The sequence below is a fragment of the Actinoplanes sp. CA-015351 genome, assembly GCF_050955685.1.
In the GTDB taxonomy this organism is placed as follows: Bacteria; Actinomycetota; Actinomycetes; order Mycobacteriales; family Micromonosporaceae; genus Actinoplanes.
In genome coordinates this window covers 691919-708242 of record NZ_CP192102.1, presented here as the reverse complement: position 1 = coordinate 708242, position 16324 = coordinate 691919, and the positions used below count along the sequence as shown (strand labels likewise).

General features: G+C 69.8%; 15 protein-coding genes. 2 read left to right on the top strand and 13 right to left on the bottom strand.

Annotated features, from left to right (window positions below; translation table 11 throughout):
• Positions 1-14: 14 nt before the first annotated feature.
• From ACQP2E_RS03250 to ACQP2E_RS03220, 7 genes are all read right to left on the bottom strand, one after another.
• Complete coding sequence (locus ACQP2E_RS03250) at positions 15-1469, bottom strand: insulinase family protein (protein ID WP_433828389.1); 1455 nt, start codon at positions 1467-1469, stop codon at positions 15-17.
• A gap of 99 nt (positions 1470-1568) precedes the next feature.
• Positions 1569-2747 (bottom strand): ROK family transcriptional regulator, encoded by a 1179-nt coding sequence (locus ACQP2E_RS03245; RefSeq protein WP_433828388.1) that lies wholly within the window; start codon positions 2745-2747, stop codon positions 1569-1571.
• Positions 2747-4003 carry a sugar ABC transporter permease gene (locus ACQP2E_RS03240; RefSeq protein ID WP_433828387.1) on the bottom strand — a complete coding sequence of 419 codons (1257 nt, stop codon included), beginning with the start codon at positions 4001-4003 and terminating at the stop codon, positions 2747-2749. The genes ACQP2E_RS03245 and ACQP2E_RS03240 overlap by 1 nt, the downstream gene beginning before the upstream one ends.
• Positions 4000-4803, bottom strand: a complete 804-nt coding sequence (locus tag ACQP2E_RS03235) for an ATP-binding cassette domain-containing protein (protein ID WP_433828386.1) — start codon at positions 4801-4803, stop codon at positions 4000-4002. The genes ACQP2E_RS03240 and ACQP2E_RS03235 overlap by 4 nt, the downstream gene beginning before the upstream one ends.
• Positions 4804-4961: 158 nt before the next feature.
• Positions 4962-6065 (bottom strand): sugar ABC transporter substrate-binding protein, encoded by a 1104-nt coding sequence (locus ACQP2E_RS03230; RefSeq protein ID WP_433828385.1) that lies wholly within the window; start codon positions 6063-6065, stop codon positions 4962-4964.
• 346 nt (positions 6066-6411) lie between these two features.
• Complete coding sequence (gene ybaK / locus ACQP2E_RS03225) at positions 6412-6894, bottom strand: Cys-tRNA(Pro) deacylase (RefSeq protein WP_433828384.1); 483 nt, start codon at positions 6892-6894, stop codon at positions 6412-6414.
• Positions 6895-6912: 18 nt separating this feature from the next.
• Complete coding sequence (locus ACQP2E_RS03220; protein WP_433828383.1) at positions 6913-8115, bottom strand: class I SAM-dependent methyltransferase; 1203 nt, start codon at positions 8113-8115, stop codon at positions 6913-6915.
• Positions 8116-8330: 215 nt separating this feature from the next.
• Here ACQP2E_RS03220 and groES point away from each other — a divergent pair, with 215 nt between their 5' ends.
• Together groES and groL are read left to right on the top strand one after the other, a co-directional pair.
• Positions 8331-8645 carry a co-chaperone GroES gene (gene groES / locus ACQP2E_RS03215; protein WP_111648446.1) on the top strand — a complete coding sequence of 105 codons (315 nt, stop codon included), beginning with the start codon at positions 8331-8333 and terminating at the stop codon, positions 8643-8645.
• 72 nt (positions 8646-8717) lie between these two features.
• Positions 8718-10361, top strand: a complete 1644-nt coding sequence (groL, locus tag ACQP2E_RS03210) for a chaperonin GroEL (RefSeq protein ID WP_433828381.1) — start codon at positions 8718-8720, stop codon at positions 10359-10361.
• 4 nt (positions 10362-10365) lie between these two features.
• Here the strand turns inward: groL and ACQP2E_RS03205 are convergent, their stop codons facing one another.
• From ACQP2E_RS03205 to tsaB, 6 genes are read right to left on the bottom strand one after another with little or no spacing between them, the layout of a single operon-like run.
• Positions 10366-12150: an ABC transporter ATP-binding protein gene (locus ACQP2E_RS03205; protein WP_433828380.1), complete on the bottom strand. Its 1785-nt coding sequence runs from the start codon at positions 12148-12150 to the stop codon at positions 10366-10368.
• Entirely contained in the window at positions 12147-13832 is a 1686-nt protein-coding gene (locus tag ACQP2E_RS03200) for an ABC transporter ATP-binding protein (protein ID WP_433828379.1), read from the bottom strand. Before ACQP2E_RS03200 ends, ACQP2E_RS03205 begins: the two co-directional genes overlap by 4 nt.
• A 42-nt stretch (positions 13833-13874) precedes the next feature.
• Entirely contained in the window at positions 13875-14129 is a 255-nt protein-coding gene (locus ACQP2E_RS03195) for a hypothetical protein (RefSeq protein WP_111648450.1), read from the bottom strand.
• A gap of 9 nt (positions 14130-14138) precedes the next feature.
• Positions 14139-15191 (bottom strand): tRNA (adenosine(37)-N6)-threonylcarbamoyltransferase complex transferase subunit TsaD, encoded by a 1053-nt coding sequence (gene tsaD, locus ACQP2E_RS03190; RefSeq protein WP_433828376.1) that lies wholly within the window; start codon positions 15189-15191, stop codon positions 14139-14141.
• A complete protein-coding gene (gene rimI / locus ACQP2E_RS03185; RefSeq protein ID WP_433828375.1) occupies positions 15184-15621 on the bottom strand; it encodes a ribosomal protein S18-alanine N-acetyltransferase in 438 nt (145 codons plus the stop codon). Before rimI ends, tsaD begins: the two co-directional genes overlap by 8 nt.
• Positions 15621-16280 carry a tRNA (adenosine(37)-N6)-threonylcarbamoyltransferase complex dimerization subunit type 1 TsaB gene (gene tsaB / locus ACQP2E_RS03180; protein ID WP_433828374.1) on the bottom strand — a complete coding sequence of 220 codons (660 nt, stop codon included), beginning with the start codon at positions 16278-16280 and terminating at the stop codon, positions 15621-15623. The genes rimI and tsaB overlap by 1 nt, the downstream gene beginning before the upstream one ends.
• Positions 16281-16324 lie beyond the last annotated feature (44 nt).

The window sequence follows — 16324 nt, the reverse complement described above, 5'->3', positions numbered from 1 at the left end:
TCAACCGTCCGGCGTCAGTCGTTCAGCCGGTTGATCCAGCCGCGCCGCGGCTGCGGGATCGCCTCCGGGTCCCGGGCGGGCATCTCGATTCGCAGCGCCGGCGGCGTCCGGGCGTCGATCGCGGCCACCACGGCGGCGCCTTCGCGGTACCGGGTCGGCTCGACCGGAACCGCGATCGCATCCTCGCCGATCAGCCGCCGGCCACCGTCCGGCCAGGCGAGCACGGCAGCGCAGGAGTCGTACCGGACCGTGCGGATCGCGTCGCCTTCGACGACGCTCACCCCGTCCTCGCCGTGCACCAGCCGGGAGCTCCGGTCACGGCGCGCCCGGACGGTACGCCCGGACACCGCCGCAGCCGAAACAGAGGGCGCCGCCACATATCCGGCGGGCCCGGCCGTGGTTCCGGCGGGCGTCATCAGCAGGCTCGACTCGTACGCGGCCGCCGCGACCTCGGCCACATCGTCCACAGTGATCGCCTGGACCTCCGCGATCGCCTCGTCGACGCCGCGTACGCCACGGCCGGCGAGCACGTTGAACGCCTGGCCCGGCAACCGGCGGCCGCGAACCTCGGCGTGGCGCAGCCCAGCACAGGTGTCCTCGACCACTGTGGACACATCGGACACCTCGATCCGGCCGTTGCGCATCGCGTCCAGCACACCGGTCAGGCCGGCCAGCACAGCGGCGTGGTGCTCCGGCGCCGCCTCGGCGACCGCGGTGATCCGGGCGTTGCGGGAGGCGCGGGGCTCGTACTCGGTGTGGGTCTGGAACGTGGTCAGTTCCCGGGTCAGCCGGCGGTCCAGCACGTTCGCGAAAGCTGCGGCGCGTGCTTCCCGGCGTACCACGGTGTCCCAGGCCACGCCGCTGCTGTGTGCGGCGAACCAGGCCGGGGTGACCGGCAGCGCGGAGGACGGCACCGGCGCGGGCTGGCGTACGCCTTCCGGCAGGTTCAGCCGCAGGCCGGGCGGCACCTCGTCGCCGGCCACCCAGAGCGCAGCGTTCTCCCTGGTGAAGAACTGTGCGATCCAGGTGTGCAGGTCCTCGCTGGTGAGACCGTTCAGGCCCCGCTCACCGAAGCTGGGCATGCCGTAGTCGCGAGCGCCGTGCCGCCACATCGACCGGGGTTCCAGAGTGCGGCCGGCGCTCTCGGCGCGCAGCACGTCCTTCTCCGCGTCGATCCGGCCCGCGGGCAGGTCACGCAGCGCCGAGCAGACACGGTTCAGGAAGGTGCTGATGTGTGCGGCGGATCCCCGCACGTGGAAGTAGGTGTGCTCGACCCCGGTCGTGCTGTGGGTGTGCGCACCGATCTCACCGAGGCCGTACACCGCGAGGTGCTCGACGAGGTGGGTGATGCCCCGCCGGACCAGCGGCTCGTCCGCGACGCCGACCCGGAAGACCAGGCCTGCGTGCATTTCTCCGGTGACCGGCGCCAGCACCGCCGGCACACCGTCCACCTCGAGCTGCTTGATCATCCCGCGCCTCGGCGGGCGGCACACGACAAACGAAGCGGGGGCATGGCGGGCAGCATAGATCTTCCGCGATGACCCTGGGGATGGTGGGTGAACCCGATCTTAAGAAAGCAACGGATCGTCCAGCAGATGCTCGAACGCGAGCTCGGCCGCGCCGATCAGGGCCGCGTCGGCGCCCAGCTCCGGCGTACGCAGCCGGACGTGCTCACGACAGGCCGGCAGACCGACCGCGTTGAGCCGGCTGCGGATCTGCGCGGCGGCGCCGAGATAGACGTCACGCAAGGTGCCGCCGAAGATCACCACCTCCGGGTTGAAGATGTTGACCAGGTTCCCGACACCGAATCCGAGCCAGTCGCCGACCTGACGCAGCGCGTGCTGCGCCTGGCTGTCGCCGCGCATCGCCGCGTCGACCACCGCGAGCACCTCGTCGCGCCCGGTCCGGCCGGTACGCCCGGCGAGGCGTAGCAGAGCGTGCTCGCCGATCTCGGTCTCCCAGCAGCCACGCGAGCCGCACGAGCACGGCCGCCCGTACGGGTTGACGACCATGTGGCCGACCTCGCCGCTGTAACCGCCGTGCCCGGTGACCCGGTGCCCGCCGGCCACGATCCCGGCGCCGACACCGACGTCGCCGTAGAGGTAGATGACGTTGTCGCAGCCCACGGCCGCGCCACGGGCGTGTTCGGCGAGCGCGCAGACGTCAGCGTGGTTGCCGATGCTGAGCCGGCCGGACTCGCCGAGCGCGGCACGCAGCGCCGGTCCGATCGGTTCCTCGACCCAGCCGATGGTCGGGGCAAGCCGGACCATGCCGTCCTCGCGCCGGACCATGCCGGCCACGGCGAGGCCGCTGCCGACACACCGGGCGTCGTCCGGAACGCTCGACCGCATCTGCCGGATGAACCGGGCCAGCGGCTGGACCGCGTCGTCGACACCCATCCCGGGCGGGCGCTCGGTCTCGTACTGCTCCAGGATGCGGCCGCCGAGCCCGACCCGAGCCGCGCGCAGCCGGTCCACCTCGATGCTCAACGCGTACGCGTAAACCCGCCCCGACTCGGGCCGGACGACAAGTGACGGTCGTCCGGCCCGGCCGGTCTCGCGCGGTACCGCCTCGCTGACCAGCCCGACGCTGATCAGCTCGGCGGTGAGGGCCCCGATGGTGCTGCGGTTGAGGCCGAGCCGGTTGGTCAACTCCGCCCGGGACGTCGCTCCGTGCACATGCACGTAACGGAGCAGCGTCCCTAGGTTGTGCCGGCGTACCTCTTCCTGGGTGGGGCCGGCACGCATCAGCTTCCCGTTGCGGATGCTCTGCGCCGGGCCAGGGCGTCGACGCTCGCCGCCGCCAGGAGGACCAGTCCGGTGAAGATGTACTTCTGACCGGAGCTGAAGCCCATCAGACCCATGCCGTTGTCGATGACCGCGATCACCGCGCCACCGATCACCGCGTTGATCACCTTGCCCTTGCCACCGAACAGGCTGGTGCCGCCGATGACCGCGGCGCCCACCGAGTAGAGCAGGATGTTGCTGCCACCGGTGTTGGGGTCGACCGAGCTGGCCCGGCTGACCACCAGGATGCCGCCGATCGACGCCATGAACGAGCAGATCACGAAGACCGAGATGCGGATCCGGTCGACCGGGATGCCGGCGCGGCGGGCCGCCTCGGTGTTGCCACCGACCGCGTAGACGTGCCGGCCGTATGTGGTGCGGCCGAGCACGAAGCTCCAGATGATCATGGCGATCGCGATGATCGGGACGACGATCGGCACGCCCTTGAGCGAGTTGATCGCCGGGTTGATCGCGCGCTCCTGGGTGAGCACCGCGGTGGCCGCGAGGAGCAGCACCGCGAGCCCGCCGATGCGGAACAGGACGATGCCGATCGGGTCGGTGATCAGGTTGCGCGCCGACCGGCTGCGAACCCGGTTCAGCTGGACAGCCGCGTACCCGACGACCGCGAGGATCGCGAGACCCCAGCTCCACGCCGTCGAGAGGTTGCCGTTGTTCAGCGACTTCACGAACTCGTCGGTGATCGAGATGTTCTGACCGCCCTTGAGCATGGTCAGAAGCACACCCTGGAAGCCGAGGAACGCGGCCAGCGTGACCACGAACGACGGGATGCCCAGTTTTGCCACGAGCACGCCGAGCATCAGGCCGATCACGATGCCGGTGAGCATCGCGGCCGGGATCGCCACGTACCAGGGCAGGCCCTCGTTCGTGAGCAGAATGGCCATCACCGCGCCGCAGACGCCACTGGCGAAACCGGCGGAGAGGTCGATCTCACCGAGAAGCAGCACGAAGACCAGGCCCATGGCGATGAAGACGACCTGGGCGCTCTGGGTGAACAGGTTCGCGAAGTTGAGCGCGCTGAGGAACGTGTCGCTGCGCGCCACACCGAAGATCAGCGCCAGGACGAGGAGGCCGAGAACGGCCGGAAGGCTGCCGAGATCGCCGCCGCGGACCCGGCCCCAGTAGTCACGGACGTGGCTCGAGACCGTGGGCTTGACGGCCTGGATGCCACCGGCCGTGGTGGTCGTGGTGGTGGTCACTGGGCTTCTCCCGGCGTGATGTCGATGAACTCGGAGGGCTTCTCCGCCGGAAGGCCGAGGTTGCCGCTGCGCCCGCCGGTGATCAGCTCGACGATCTGGGAGTGGGTCACGTCAGAGGCCTTCACCTGCGCGGCCATCCGGCCCAGGTAGAGCGCCGCGATCCGGTCCGAGACCGCGAATACGTCGTTCATGTTGTGCGAGATCAGCACCACGCCGAGGCCGTTGTCCGCGAGCCGGCGGACCAGCTCGAGAACCTGGGCGGTCTGCGCGACACCGAGGGCGGCGGTCGGCTCGTCGAGGATGACGACCCGGCTGTTCCAGAGGACCGCCTTGGCGATCGCCACGGTCTGACGCTGACCGCCGGAGAGGCTGGCGACGAGCTGGCGCAGCGACTTCACCGTGCGTACCGAAAGGCTGCGCAGGGTCTCGCCGGCCATCTCCTCCATGGTCGCCTCGTCGAGGACGATGCCGGAGGTCTTCTCCCGGCCGAGGAACATGTTCTGGACGATGTCCAGGTTGTCGCAGAGCGCGAGGTCCTGGTAGACGACCTCGATGCCGAGCGCGGAGGCGTCACGAGGTGAGTGGATCGCCACCTCTTTGCCGTCGAAGGTGACCGTGCCGCCGTCGATCGGGTAGATGCCGCTGATGCACTTCACCAGCGTGGACTTACCGGCGCCGTTGTCGCCGACCAGGGCGGTGACCTCGCCCGGGTAAACGCTGAGCCCGACGTCGTGCAGGACCTGGACGGGACCGAAGCTCTTGTCGATCCCGCGCAGTTCCAGAAGGGGTGTCGCGGCCACTGATGGTTCTCCTTCGTTCGGTGACCGGTTTCGCCGGGGGCTCGGACACGTCGTCGTGACCGGCCGACCGCGGGAGGGGTGCCGCAACCGAGTCAGGCGCCGCCCACACGGATGTGGGCGGCGCCGTGCTCAGCCGTTACGGCTCGAGTGCGTCAGCGTCAGCTGATGCCCGCGTCGGTGCATGCCTTGGCGAAGTCCGCGGTGCAGAGCTCCTCCTTGGTCACGAAGCCGTCGGTCACGACGTCCTTGACGTTCGCCTTGGTGATCGACTGCGGCTTCAGCAGGACAGCCTTGACGTCCTTCTTCGACTCCGGGTCGGTGACCGAGCCGGTCGCCGAGGTCGGGGCCTGCTGCTTCGCGAGGGCGATCGCCAGCTCGGCGGCAGCGTCGGCCTCCTGCTTGATGGCCTTGTAGACCGTCATGCACTGGTCGCCGACGAGGACGTTCTGGAGACCCTGAACGGTGGCGTCCTGGCCGGTGACCGGGACCTGGCCGTTCAGCTTGTTCTTCTTCAGCACCTGGATGGCCGCGTTGCCGAGACCGTCGTTGGCGGCGAGAACACCCTTGATGTCCTTGTTCGTGGTCAGCATCTGCTCGAAGAGCGTGCCGCCCTGAACGTTGTCCCAGTCCGGAACGTCCTGGTCCGGACCCTTGGTGTACTCACCCGAGTCGAACTTCGGCTTCAGGATCGAGTCGTAGCCCTCCTTGAAGAGGGTGGCGTTGTTGTCGGTCGGCGAACCGTTCAGGTACGCGACGACCGGCTTGGTCACCTTCTTCTCGGTGAGGCAGTCGATCAGGCCCTGGCCCTGGAGCTTGCCGACCTCGACGTTGTCGAACGACACGTAGTAGTCGGCGCCACCGTTGAGGGTGAGGCGGTCGTAGTCGATGGTCGCGATACCCGCGGCCTTCGCCTTGTCCAGCACGGCCTTGCCGGTGCCGGAGTCCAGGTTGACGATGACCAGAACCTTGACGCCGCTGGAGATCATGCCGTCCGCGATCGTCTGGAACTGGGTCTTGTCACCCTGCGCGTTCTGGATGTCGGCCTCGACACCGGCCGCCTTGAAGGCGTCGGTGAGGTACTTGAGGTCGGCGGTCGCCCAGCGAGCGGAACTCTTGGTGTCCGGCAGGATCACACCGACCTTGCCGGCCGACGAGCCACTGCTGCCGCTGTCGCCGTCACTGCCACTTTCACTGCCACACGCAGCCATGCTTCCGGTGGCCAGGAGGCCGACCGCGGCAAGGGCGAACAGTCCCTTACGCATTCCTTATGTCCTTTCGGGGGGTAAATCCGGGGCCTTGGTTCGGATTTGTCAGGGGTCGCGTGAAGCCCGAGAGGGACGCTTCCCCTGTGACGCCGATGGAGGAGGAACCGGTTTGTTGTGCCCGGCAACGTATTCCCATGGTGGCCGAGAACACAAGCCGCAATGGAGGTCTATCTCGTAACGAGGGATAACAATCCGGCAACACAGCTCTGTTACCAGCAGGTACCTTGCCGCACGAAAAACGCCCCCGGATACACACGGGGTAACGCTAAGTAATGTTCGGCCTCGAAGTTGGCAGATCCCGGAAGAACAGACGTTTCCTGACTCGTACTAGGATGCTGCGACTTCAGCTGCGGATCGGTGCCACGGTCGCGCTGGTCAGGCGAATCAGGTCGGCCGGGGCCAGCGAGACCTGGAGACCCCGGCGGCCCGCTGAGACGTACATCAGGTCGAGATCGGGCGCGGTGTCGTCGATCACCGTGGGGAGTCGGCGGCGCTGGCCGAGCGGGCTGATCCCGCCGCGGACGTACCCACTGCTGCGCTCGGCGGCGGCCCGGTCCGCGAGCGTGGCCCGCTTGCCTCCGGCGGCCTGCGCGAGCGCTTTCAGGTCGAGGTCGCCGGTCACCGGCACGACCCCGACGACCAGTTTCCCGTCGACCTCGGCGATCAGCGTCTTGAAGAGGCTCGCGGGCGCGACACCCAGGAACTCGGCGACCAGAGCGCCGTAGTTCGGCGAGTCGGGCGACACCTCGTACGGATGAAGGGTGTGCGCGACCCGCTCGGCGGTCAGCACGACGGTGGCCGGCGTGCCGGCCGCTTTCTTCGCCATGCGGGGCACGGTACCGCGCTACGACTCACGAGTGATCAACGCCACCGGCGCGCCGGCGACCCGGGTCAGCACCAGGCCGGCGCCGTTCGGACCGGAGAGGCGCAGATCCTTGCGCAGCTGGTCCGGGACGAGGGCCGAACCGCGCTTGCGAATCTCCAGCCGCCCGATCCCCCGCTCCCGCAGCAGGGCGCGCAGCTTCTTCAGGGAGAACGGCAGCACGTCGGTCACACCGAGCCGACGGGCGAACGGCGTGTCCACCGGATCGTCGGTGTAGACGTACGCGATGTCCGGATCGCCGAGCCGCCCGCCGACCGTCTCAGCGAACTCGGCCACCAGGTGCGAGCGAACCACTGCCGGGTCCGGGTCGTACAGGTACGCGCCGACCGGGCCCACCGGTGCGGCCTCGACGCCGGACCCGGTGAGCTCCGCGACGCCCCGCGACGCGTCCCCGGCGCCGCTCAGCAGCGACGCCCGGCGTGGATCCCGGGCGAGCGGCCCGCACCAGAAGGCCGCCTCGACCAGGTCGCCCCCGACGCTGACCCACTCACCCTCGGCGCCCGGCGGCAGCAGGCCGTGGTCGATGCCGGGCGCGAGTTTCAGCACGGTCCGCGGTACCCGCTGCGGCAGCGCCGCCACGAAGTCCCACGGCGGCGAGTACGACTTCGGGTCGAACACCCGCCCCCGCCCGGCCTGACGGCGTGCCGGGTCCGCGAAAACCGCGTCGTACGCCTCCACCGCGACCGTGGTGGCGTCCGCGCACTCCACCGTGATCAGGTCGGTCAGGCCGAGCGCCTCGACGTTGGCGGCTGCGACAGCGGCGGTCAGCGGGTCGGCGTCGACCGCGTACACCCGGATGCCGCGGCGGGCCGCGGCGAAGGCGTCGGTGCCGAGACCACAGCCCAGGTCGGTGAGCGAGCGCACATCCGCGGCGGCGAGCCGCTCCGCCCGGCGAGCCGCGACACCCGCTCGGGTGGCCTGTTCCAGCCCCGGGCGGGTGAAGAACATCCGCGCCGCGTCCGGCCCGAACTTCATCGCCGCGCGGCCGCGCAAACTAGCCTGGGTCAAGGCGGCTGCCGCGAGTTCCGCGCCGATGCCCCGGGCCCGGACGGCCGAGGCGGCGGCGAGAGGCTCGGCGTCAGCCACCTCAGCCGCCACGGCCAGGGCTTCGACCCCTTCCGGGGTACGTAATGCAGAGAGCAGCTCAGGTGTCACGACAGGCATTCTCCCTGGCATGACAGGCTGGCACTCTGGTTGACGGAGTGCTAGTTCCGGAATAGTCTCCGATTAGCACTCTCAACATGAGGGTGCCAGCCGTGCGGCCCGCCCGTGCGGTCAGGCACCAGGCGGACCGGCACCCGCGACGACGGCCCCGCCCGGTGGCATGAGGCATGAGACCGGCCTGGTTCATGGCCGGCGAAACCTGTACCCAGGAGGGTATGCCCGTGACTACCGCGACAAAGGTTGCGATCAAGCCGCTCGAGGACCGCATCGTGGTCCAGGCGAACGAGGCTGAGACCACGACCGCTTCCGGCATCGTGATCCCCGACACCGCCAAGGAGAAGCCGCAGGAGGGCACCGTCCTTGCTGTCGGTCCCGGCCGGATCGACGACAAGGGCAACCGCGTTCCGCTCGACGTTCAGGTCGGCGACGTGGTGCTCTATTCGAAGTACGGCGGCACCGAGGTCAAGTACGCCGGCGAGGAGTACCTGGTGCTCTCCGCCCGCGACGTCCTCGCGGTCATCGAGAAGTAAGACCTAACTGATTGCGCCTGCGCCCTGTTCCGATAGCTCGGGGCAGGGCGCTGGTGCGTGAAGGGACCATAAATGGCGAAGATTCTCAGTTTCTCTGACGACGCCCGGCACCTGCTGGAGCACGGCGTCAACACGCTCGCCGACACGGTCAAGGTCACCCTCGGACCGCGCGGTCGCAACGTCGTCCTGGACAAGAAGTTCGGTGCGCCCACGATCACCAACGATGGTGTGACCATCGCCAAGGAGATCGAGCTCTCCGACCCGTACGAAAACCTTGGCGCGCAGCTCGTCAAGGAGGTGGCGACCAAGACCAACGACGTCGCCGGTGACGGGACCACCACCGCGACCGTGCTCGCGCAGGCGCTGGTCCGTGAGGGCCTGCGTAACGTGACCGCGGGCGCCAACCCGATCGGCCTCAAGCGCGGCATGGACCTGGCCTCCGAGGCCGTCTCCAAGGCTCTGCTGGCCAAGGCCGTCGAGGTCGCCGACCACAAGGCGATCGCGAACGTGGCCACCATCTCGGCCCAGGACGCCACCATCGGCGAGCTGATCGCCGAGGCGATGGACCGGGTCGGCCGCGACGGTGTCATCACGGTCGAGGAGGGCTCGGCCATGCTGACCGAGCTCGACGTGACCGAGGGTCTGCAGTTCGACAAGGGCTTCATCTCGCCGAACTTCGTGACCGACGCGGAGTCTCAGGAGGTCGTCCTCGAGGACGCCTACATCCTGATCACCACGCAGAAGATCTCCAGCATCGAGGAGCTCCTCCCGCTGCTGGAGAAGGTGCTCCAGGGCGGCAAGCCGCTGCTGATCATCGCCGAGGACGTCGAGGGCCAGGCCCTCTCCACCCTCGTGGTGAACGCGCTCCGCAAGACCATCAAGGTCGCCGCGGTGAAGGCGCCCGGTTTCGGTGACCGCCGCAAGGCGATCCTCCAGGACCTGGCGATCGCGACCGGTGGCGAGCTGATCGCCCCCGAGCTCGGTTACAAGCTCGACCAGGTCGGCATCGAGTCGCTGGGCAGCGCCCGGCGGATCGTCGTCGACAAGGAGAACACCACGATCATCGACGGCGGCGGCAACAGCGCCGACGTGGCCGACCGGGTCTCGCAGATCCGCAAGGAGATCGAGGCGTCCGACTCCGACTGGGACCGTGAGAAGCTCCAGGAGCGGCTCGCGAAGCTCTCCGGCGGCATCGCGGTGATCAAGGTCGGCGCGGCCACCGAGGTCGAGATGAAGGAGCGCAAGCACCGCATCGAGGACGCCATCGCGGCGACCAAGGCAGCGGTCGAGGAAGGCACCGTCCCCGGTGGCGGCGCCGCGCTCGCGCAGGTCTCCAAGGAGCTCGAGGGCAACCTCGGTCTCACCGGCGAAGAGGCCATCGGTGTCGCCATCGTCCGCAAGGCGCTGGTGGAGCCGCTGCGCTGGATCGCGCAGAACGCCGGCCACGACGGTTACGTCGTGGTGGGCAAGGTCGCCGAGCTGGGCTGGGGCCAGGGCCTCAACGCGGCCACCGACGAGTACGTCGACCTGGCCGCGGCCGGCATCATCGACCCGGTGAAGGTGACCCGCAACGCGGTCTCCAACGCCGTCTCGATCGCCGCCCTGCTGCTGACCACCGAGAGCCTCGTGGTCGAGAAGCCGGCCGAGGCGGCTCCGGCCGCCGGTGGCGGGCACAGCCACGGTGGCCACGGCCACCAGCACGGCCCCGGCTTCTAAGAAGTCAACGAACATGGAAGGGCGCGCCATCGGCGCGCCCTTCCTGCTTTTCCGAGGTCCCCTGCCAGGAACGCCACAGAGCCGCGTACGCCCCGTCGGCCGCCAGCAGCTCGTCATGTGACCCGATCTCGGCGATCCGGCCGTCCTCCACCACCGCGACCCGGTCGGCGTCGTGTGCCGAGAAGAGCCGGTGGGCGATCGCCACGACGGTGCGCCCGCGGACCACGGCCGCGAGGCTCTGCTCCAGGTCCCGGGCCGCCCGCGGGTCGAGCAGAGCGGTCGCCTCGTCGAGCACCAGCGTGTGCGGGTCGGCCAGGATCAGCCGGGCGAGAGCCACCTGCTGAGCCTGCGCCGGAGTAAGGGGCAGACCTCCGGCGCCGACCACGGTCGCCAGGCCGTCCGGCAGGTCGTCCACCCAGTCCAGGGCGTGCACGGCGGAGAGCGCCCCGCGTACCTCGGTGTCCGCGACGCCGGGACGCACCAGGGCGACGTTCTCGCGCAGCGTGCCGATGAAGATGTGGTGTTCCTGGCTGACCAGAGCGACCTCGGCGCGCAGCCGCTCCGGCGGCAGCGCCGCCAGTGGCACCTCACCCACCGTGATGCTGCCGGCGGTCGGCTGGTGCACGCCGGCGAGCAGACGGCCGAGGGTGGACTTGCCGGCGCCGGAGACACCGACCACGGCAAGCCGCTCGCCCGGCTCCAGGGTGAGATCGATACCGTGCAGCACCTCCCGGTCCGGCCGGTACGCGAACCGCACTCCACGCAGCTCGATCCGGCTACCGGACGGTTCCGGCCCGATGGCCGCCGGCGACGCCTCGGCCGTGACGCCGAGCAGCCGGGCCAGCGAGGCGGCGCCGACCTCCAGCTCGTCGAGCCAGGCGGAAAGCCGGTCGAGCGGGTCGACGAGCTGCTGCACGTAGATCACCGCAGCGGTCAGCTGACCCAGCGTCACCACGCCGCGCAGATAGAGCCAGCCGCCGGTGAGCAGGGTGACCACGACCGGCAGGACGTAACTCGTCTCGATGATCGGCCACCAGACGGTCCGCAGGAAGAGCGTGTGCCGCTCGGCCTTCCAGGCCCGCGCGAGGTCCACGTCGGTACGCGCAACCCGCTGCCGCCCCCGGCGCAGCGCCTCGACGGTCCGCGCGCCCTCCACCGTCTCGGTGAGCCCCTCGGTCACGTCGGAGTACGCCGCGTTCTGCTCCAGATAACCCTCCGGCGCCCGCCGCAGGTACCACCGGGTCCCGACCACCAGGATCGGCACCCCGATCAGCAGCGGCACCGCGAACAGCGGACTGACCAGCACCAGTGCCACCACGAACAGGACCAGCGTGATCAGTGCGATCATCGTCTCCGGCACCGCGAACCGGACGCACTTGGAGAGCGCGTCGACGTCCCGGGTGGCCCGGGTCAGCAAGTCACCGCTGCCCGCGGCCTCCACCGTGGACAGCGGCAGGGTGACGACCCGGGCGACGAACTCCTCGCGGAGCCGGGCCAGTACCCGCTCGCCCAGCCGGGCCGAGGCCAGATGCGCGAACCGGGTCAGGATCGCCTGCGCCAGCACGAATCCGGCGAGCGCGAGGACCAGCCGGTTCAGGTCGTCCATCGGCTCGTGCTTCTCGATCGCCTCGACCAGGTCGCCGAGCAGCCGCGGGCCGGCCAGGGCTGCGAGCGCCGCGGCGACGTTCAGCCCGACCGCGGCACGGAACATCCCCGGGTCGAGGCGGACCAGGTCACGGGCGTACCGGCGAGCCTGCGACGTGCTCGCCACCGGAAGCGGGCGGGTCATGGCTGATCCTCGCGCAGCACCATCCGTGCGTACCCGGGTGTGGAGCGGAGCAGGTCCTGATGCGGGCCGGCCGCCACCAGCTGTCCATTCTCGACGTAGCAGACCTGGTCGGCGCGGCTCAGCAGCAGCGGGCTGGACGTGCAGACGACAGTGGTACGCCCGGACCGGGCCGCCCGCAGCCGGTCGGCGATCAGCGCCTCGGTGTGCGCGTCGACAGCGTTCGTCGGCTCGACAAGGATCAGCACCTCGGGGTTCACGATCAGCGCGCGGGCCAGGCGCAGCCGCTGCTGCTGACCGCCGGAGAAGGACTGGCCGCGTTCGGCGACGACGCTGGCCACCCCGTCCGGCAGGCCGTCGACGATGCCGGTCGCGGCCGCCACCTCCAGCGCCTCTGGGAGGGCGCCGGTCGCGTACGGGTCCAGATCGGACATCAGCCGGCCGGCGAACAGGCGCGCGTCGTTGTCGGCCACCAGGATCCGCTCCCGGACCTCGGCGAGATCCCCGGTGGCAAGCGGCACGCCGCCGAGAGTGGAGCCGTCCGCATACCGTCCCAGGCGGTCGGCGATCCGGGCCGCGTCGGATGGGAGGGCCGCGACGATCGCGGTCATCAGCCCGGCCGGCACACACACTCCGGATTCCTGGTCACGAAGCTCACCGGCCGGCAGCGGCACCGGATCGTCCGGTTCGGTCAGCTCCGGTTCCACGGTCAGCATCGCCACCACCCGGCGACTCGACACGTGCCCTCGGGTGATCTTGTCGACCGCCTCGGTGAGCTGCCGCAACGGTGCCACCAGGAACGCCGCGTACGCGTAGAACGACACCAGCTGACCGACAGTGATCTCGCCTTTCCAGGCGGATCGCGCGCCCAGCCACGTCAGCAGGACCAGGAAGACTCCGGGCAGCAGCACCTGGGCCGCCTCGAGAAGTGCTTCGACCTTCGCTGTGCGTACCCCCGCCGCGCGCAGCGCCTGAGACGCGGCGCGATAGCGCGCCGCGATGATTGGCTCACCACCCACGCCGCGCAGCACCCGCAGCCCGGACACCAGGTCGGCGGCCTGGCCGGTCAGCCGGCCCTGAAGCGTGCGGTACGCCCGCTGGCGGCGATGCAGCGGACCGATCAACAGGCCCACCACAACCATCATGATCGGTACGCCGATCAGCACGATCATCCCGAGTGGTACCGAGATCCGCAGCAGCAGCACGGTGACCATGCCGACCGCCAGCAGCGAGCCGATCCCCCGCGAGACCAGGTCGACCGCGCTGCCGATGTGGCTGATGTCCGAGGTGCCGATCGCCACCACCTCGCCGGCGTCGAGGCGTCGCGGCAGCGTGGCACCGAGCCGGTTCGCCTGGCGGACCACCACCTGGACGGTCCGGAACGCGGCGCCCAGCCAGTTGGTGACCGCGAACCGGTGCCGCATGATGCCGGCGATCGCTTGCACGGTGCCGACACCGAGCAGCAGCAGCGTCCAACGGGCGAGTTCCCGGCTGTCATAGGTGACAGCCGCGTCGACGGCCTTACCGACCATCGCGGGCGCCAGCGACTGGCAGCCCATCCAGATGATCGCGAGGATGGCCGCGACGACGACCGTCAGCCGGGAACGCCGGACCAACCAGAACAGATATCGGGCAGCGGACCGGGAGTCGGGCAGGCCAGGTTCATGCTCAGGCAATCTTCGCATCAGGACCCGACGGTAAATGCCGGGTGCCCTGACTGCGACCGGTCAGCGATCGACGGGTGTGAAATCCCAGACGTGCGGAGTGCGTGCTACCAGCTTCTCCGGCGGGGTAGGCATGCTCTCCGGGGTGTTACGCCATTTGGTGATGACGACGATGCGTTGATCCGTGGACGAATAGACGTCACTCGACACATGTTGTGGCAGCACCTCCAACGAGGGCACCGCCGTGTCACAGACCCAGCTCAGCAGCTCGTCGAAGCCGCTGCGCGAGGCCCGCACCTCCCACATCCGCGCGATCATGCTCGCTTCCTACCCCGCCACACTGACCTCGGTCAAACTCATGGCCGAGTCAGCCGGAAGATCAAGACGGCTCGGGGCGACGCCTGCCGCGACCAGATGCGAGCCGAGTGCCGCGACCATCGCGCCGTTGTCGGTGCAAAGGCCAGGCCTGGGTACGCGTACCAGAATCCCGTGTTTTGCCGCACGCTGTTCGGCGAGCACCCGCAGCCGTGAGTTGGCCGCCACCCCACCGCCGATGACAAGCGTCTGCACGCCGTTGGTAAGGCAGGCGTCGATCGCTTTCGCGGTCAGCACGTCGCAGACCGCCTCCTGGAAACTCGCCGACACGTCGGCCACCGGCACCGGCTCACCGGCACGCTCCCGGGCCTCCACCCAGCGGGCCACCGCCGTCTTCAAGCCGGAGAAGCTGAAGTCGAATCGGTGCGCGGCCTGGTCCTTCGGCGCGGTCAGCCCGCGCGGAAACGCGATCTTCTGGCGATCGCCGGAGACGGCCGTCCGGTCGATGATCGGCCCACCCGGGAAACCCAGCCCGAGCAGCCGCGCCACCTTGTCGAACGCCTCGCCGGCCGCGTCGTCGATTGTCGCGCCGAGCGGCGTGACACCGGCCGTCAGGTCGTCGACGAGCAGCAACGACGAGTGGCCGCCAGAGACCAGCATCGCGATCGCCGGCTCGGGCAGCGGTCCGTGCTCCAAAGTGTCCACCGCCACGTGCGCAGCCAGATGGTTCACGCCGTAGATCGGTTTCTCGGCGGCCAGCGCGTACCCTTTCGCCGCCGCCACACCGACCAGCAGGGCGCCGGCCAGGCCGGGACCGCTGGTCACCGCGATCGCGTCGATGTCGGCCAGGGTCACACCGGCCTCGTCGAGGGCGCGCTGCATGGTCGGCACCATCGCTTCCAGGTGCGCGCGGCTGGCCACCTCGGGCACCACCCCGCCGAACCGGGCATGCTGGTCCACACTGGATGCCAGCGCGTCGGCGAGCAGGGTGTGCCCGCGCACGATGCCGATGCCGGTCTCGTCGCAGGAGGTCTCGATCCCGAGAACCAGGGGTTCGTCACGCATCGCGCATCATCACCAGGGCGTCCGTGTTGCTGGGTTGGTAGTAACCGCGCCGGATTCCGACCGGCTCGAAGTCGTAACTCGCGTACAGCGCCTGCGCCGGCGCGTTGTCGACGGCGACCTCCAGCAGGGTCTTGCGTACCCCGCGTGCGGCCGCCTCGGCCAGCAGCGCCTCGAGCAGCTGGCGTCCGAGGCCGCGGCGTTGCGCGTCCCGGCGTACCGCGATGTTCTGCACCCAGGACTCCTCCGGGTCGACGACCGAGAGCCCGGCGTAACCGAGCACCTTCTCGTCCTCGACCGCGACCAGGTAGTGATGGCCCTGCGCCAGCTCGTTCCAGAACATCGCGGCGGACCACTTCTCCGGACCGAACAGGTCCTCCTCGACCGGCAGCACCTGACCGATGTGCCACCAGCGGAAACGCTCGATCCGCATCAGGTCAGCACCGGCTTGCGCGCGGCCGGCTCCACCGCGTCGGGCCGCCGCAGATAAAGGGGCGTCAGCACCTCACCCGGCGCTTCGCCGCGGATCTTCGCCGCGGCGAGCGCCACGAGAGCGGCTCCCGGCGGATAGAGGAGATGCTCTTCCACGGGTACGCCGAAAAGGTCACCGTATTTCAGAGCACCCTCGCCGGCAGCCCGGTCGACCTCGCCGACCGCCACGTCTGCCGGTTTGGCGACATCGGGGCCGGTCAGGCGCTCGCCGTCCTGATATGTCGCGAAATATACCTCGCGGCGGCGGGCATCCGTCGCGATCAGCACCCGTCCCGGCCCGGCGGCGCGGCCCAGACCGTCGAGCGAGCAGACACCGTACGTCGGGATGCCCAGCGCCTGGCCCATGCTCGCCGCGGTGGCAAGGCCGACCCGCAAACCGGTGTATGGCCCCGGACCAAGACCCGCCACGATCGCCGTCAGGTCACGCGGGCGGTAACCCGCCTCGGTCAGCACCGCGGCGATCTCCGGGGCGAGTTTCTCCCCGTGCGCCCGAGGGTCGACAGTGCGGCTTTCCGCGACGCCGAAAAGACCGTCCGCGGTCACCTCGACGAGCGCCGCCGTGGAGGCGGGTGTGGCGGTGTCCAGAGCTAAAACGAGCACACCTGACCCTAGCGCGGGTCCGATCCGCCCAGCCGCCACCCGCC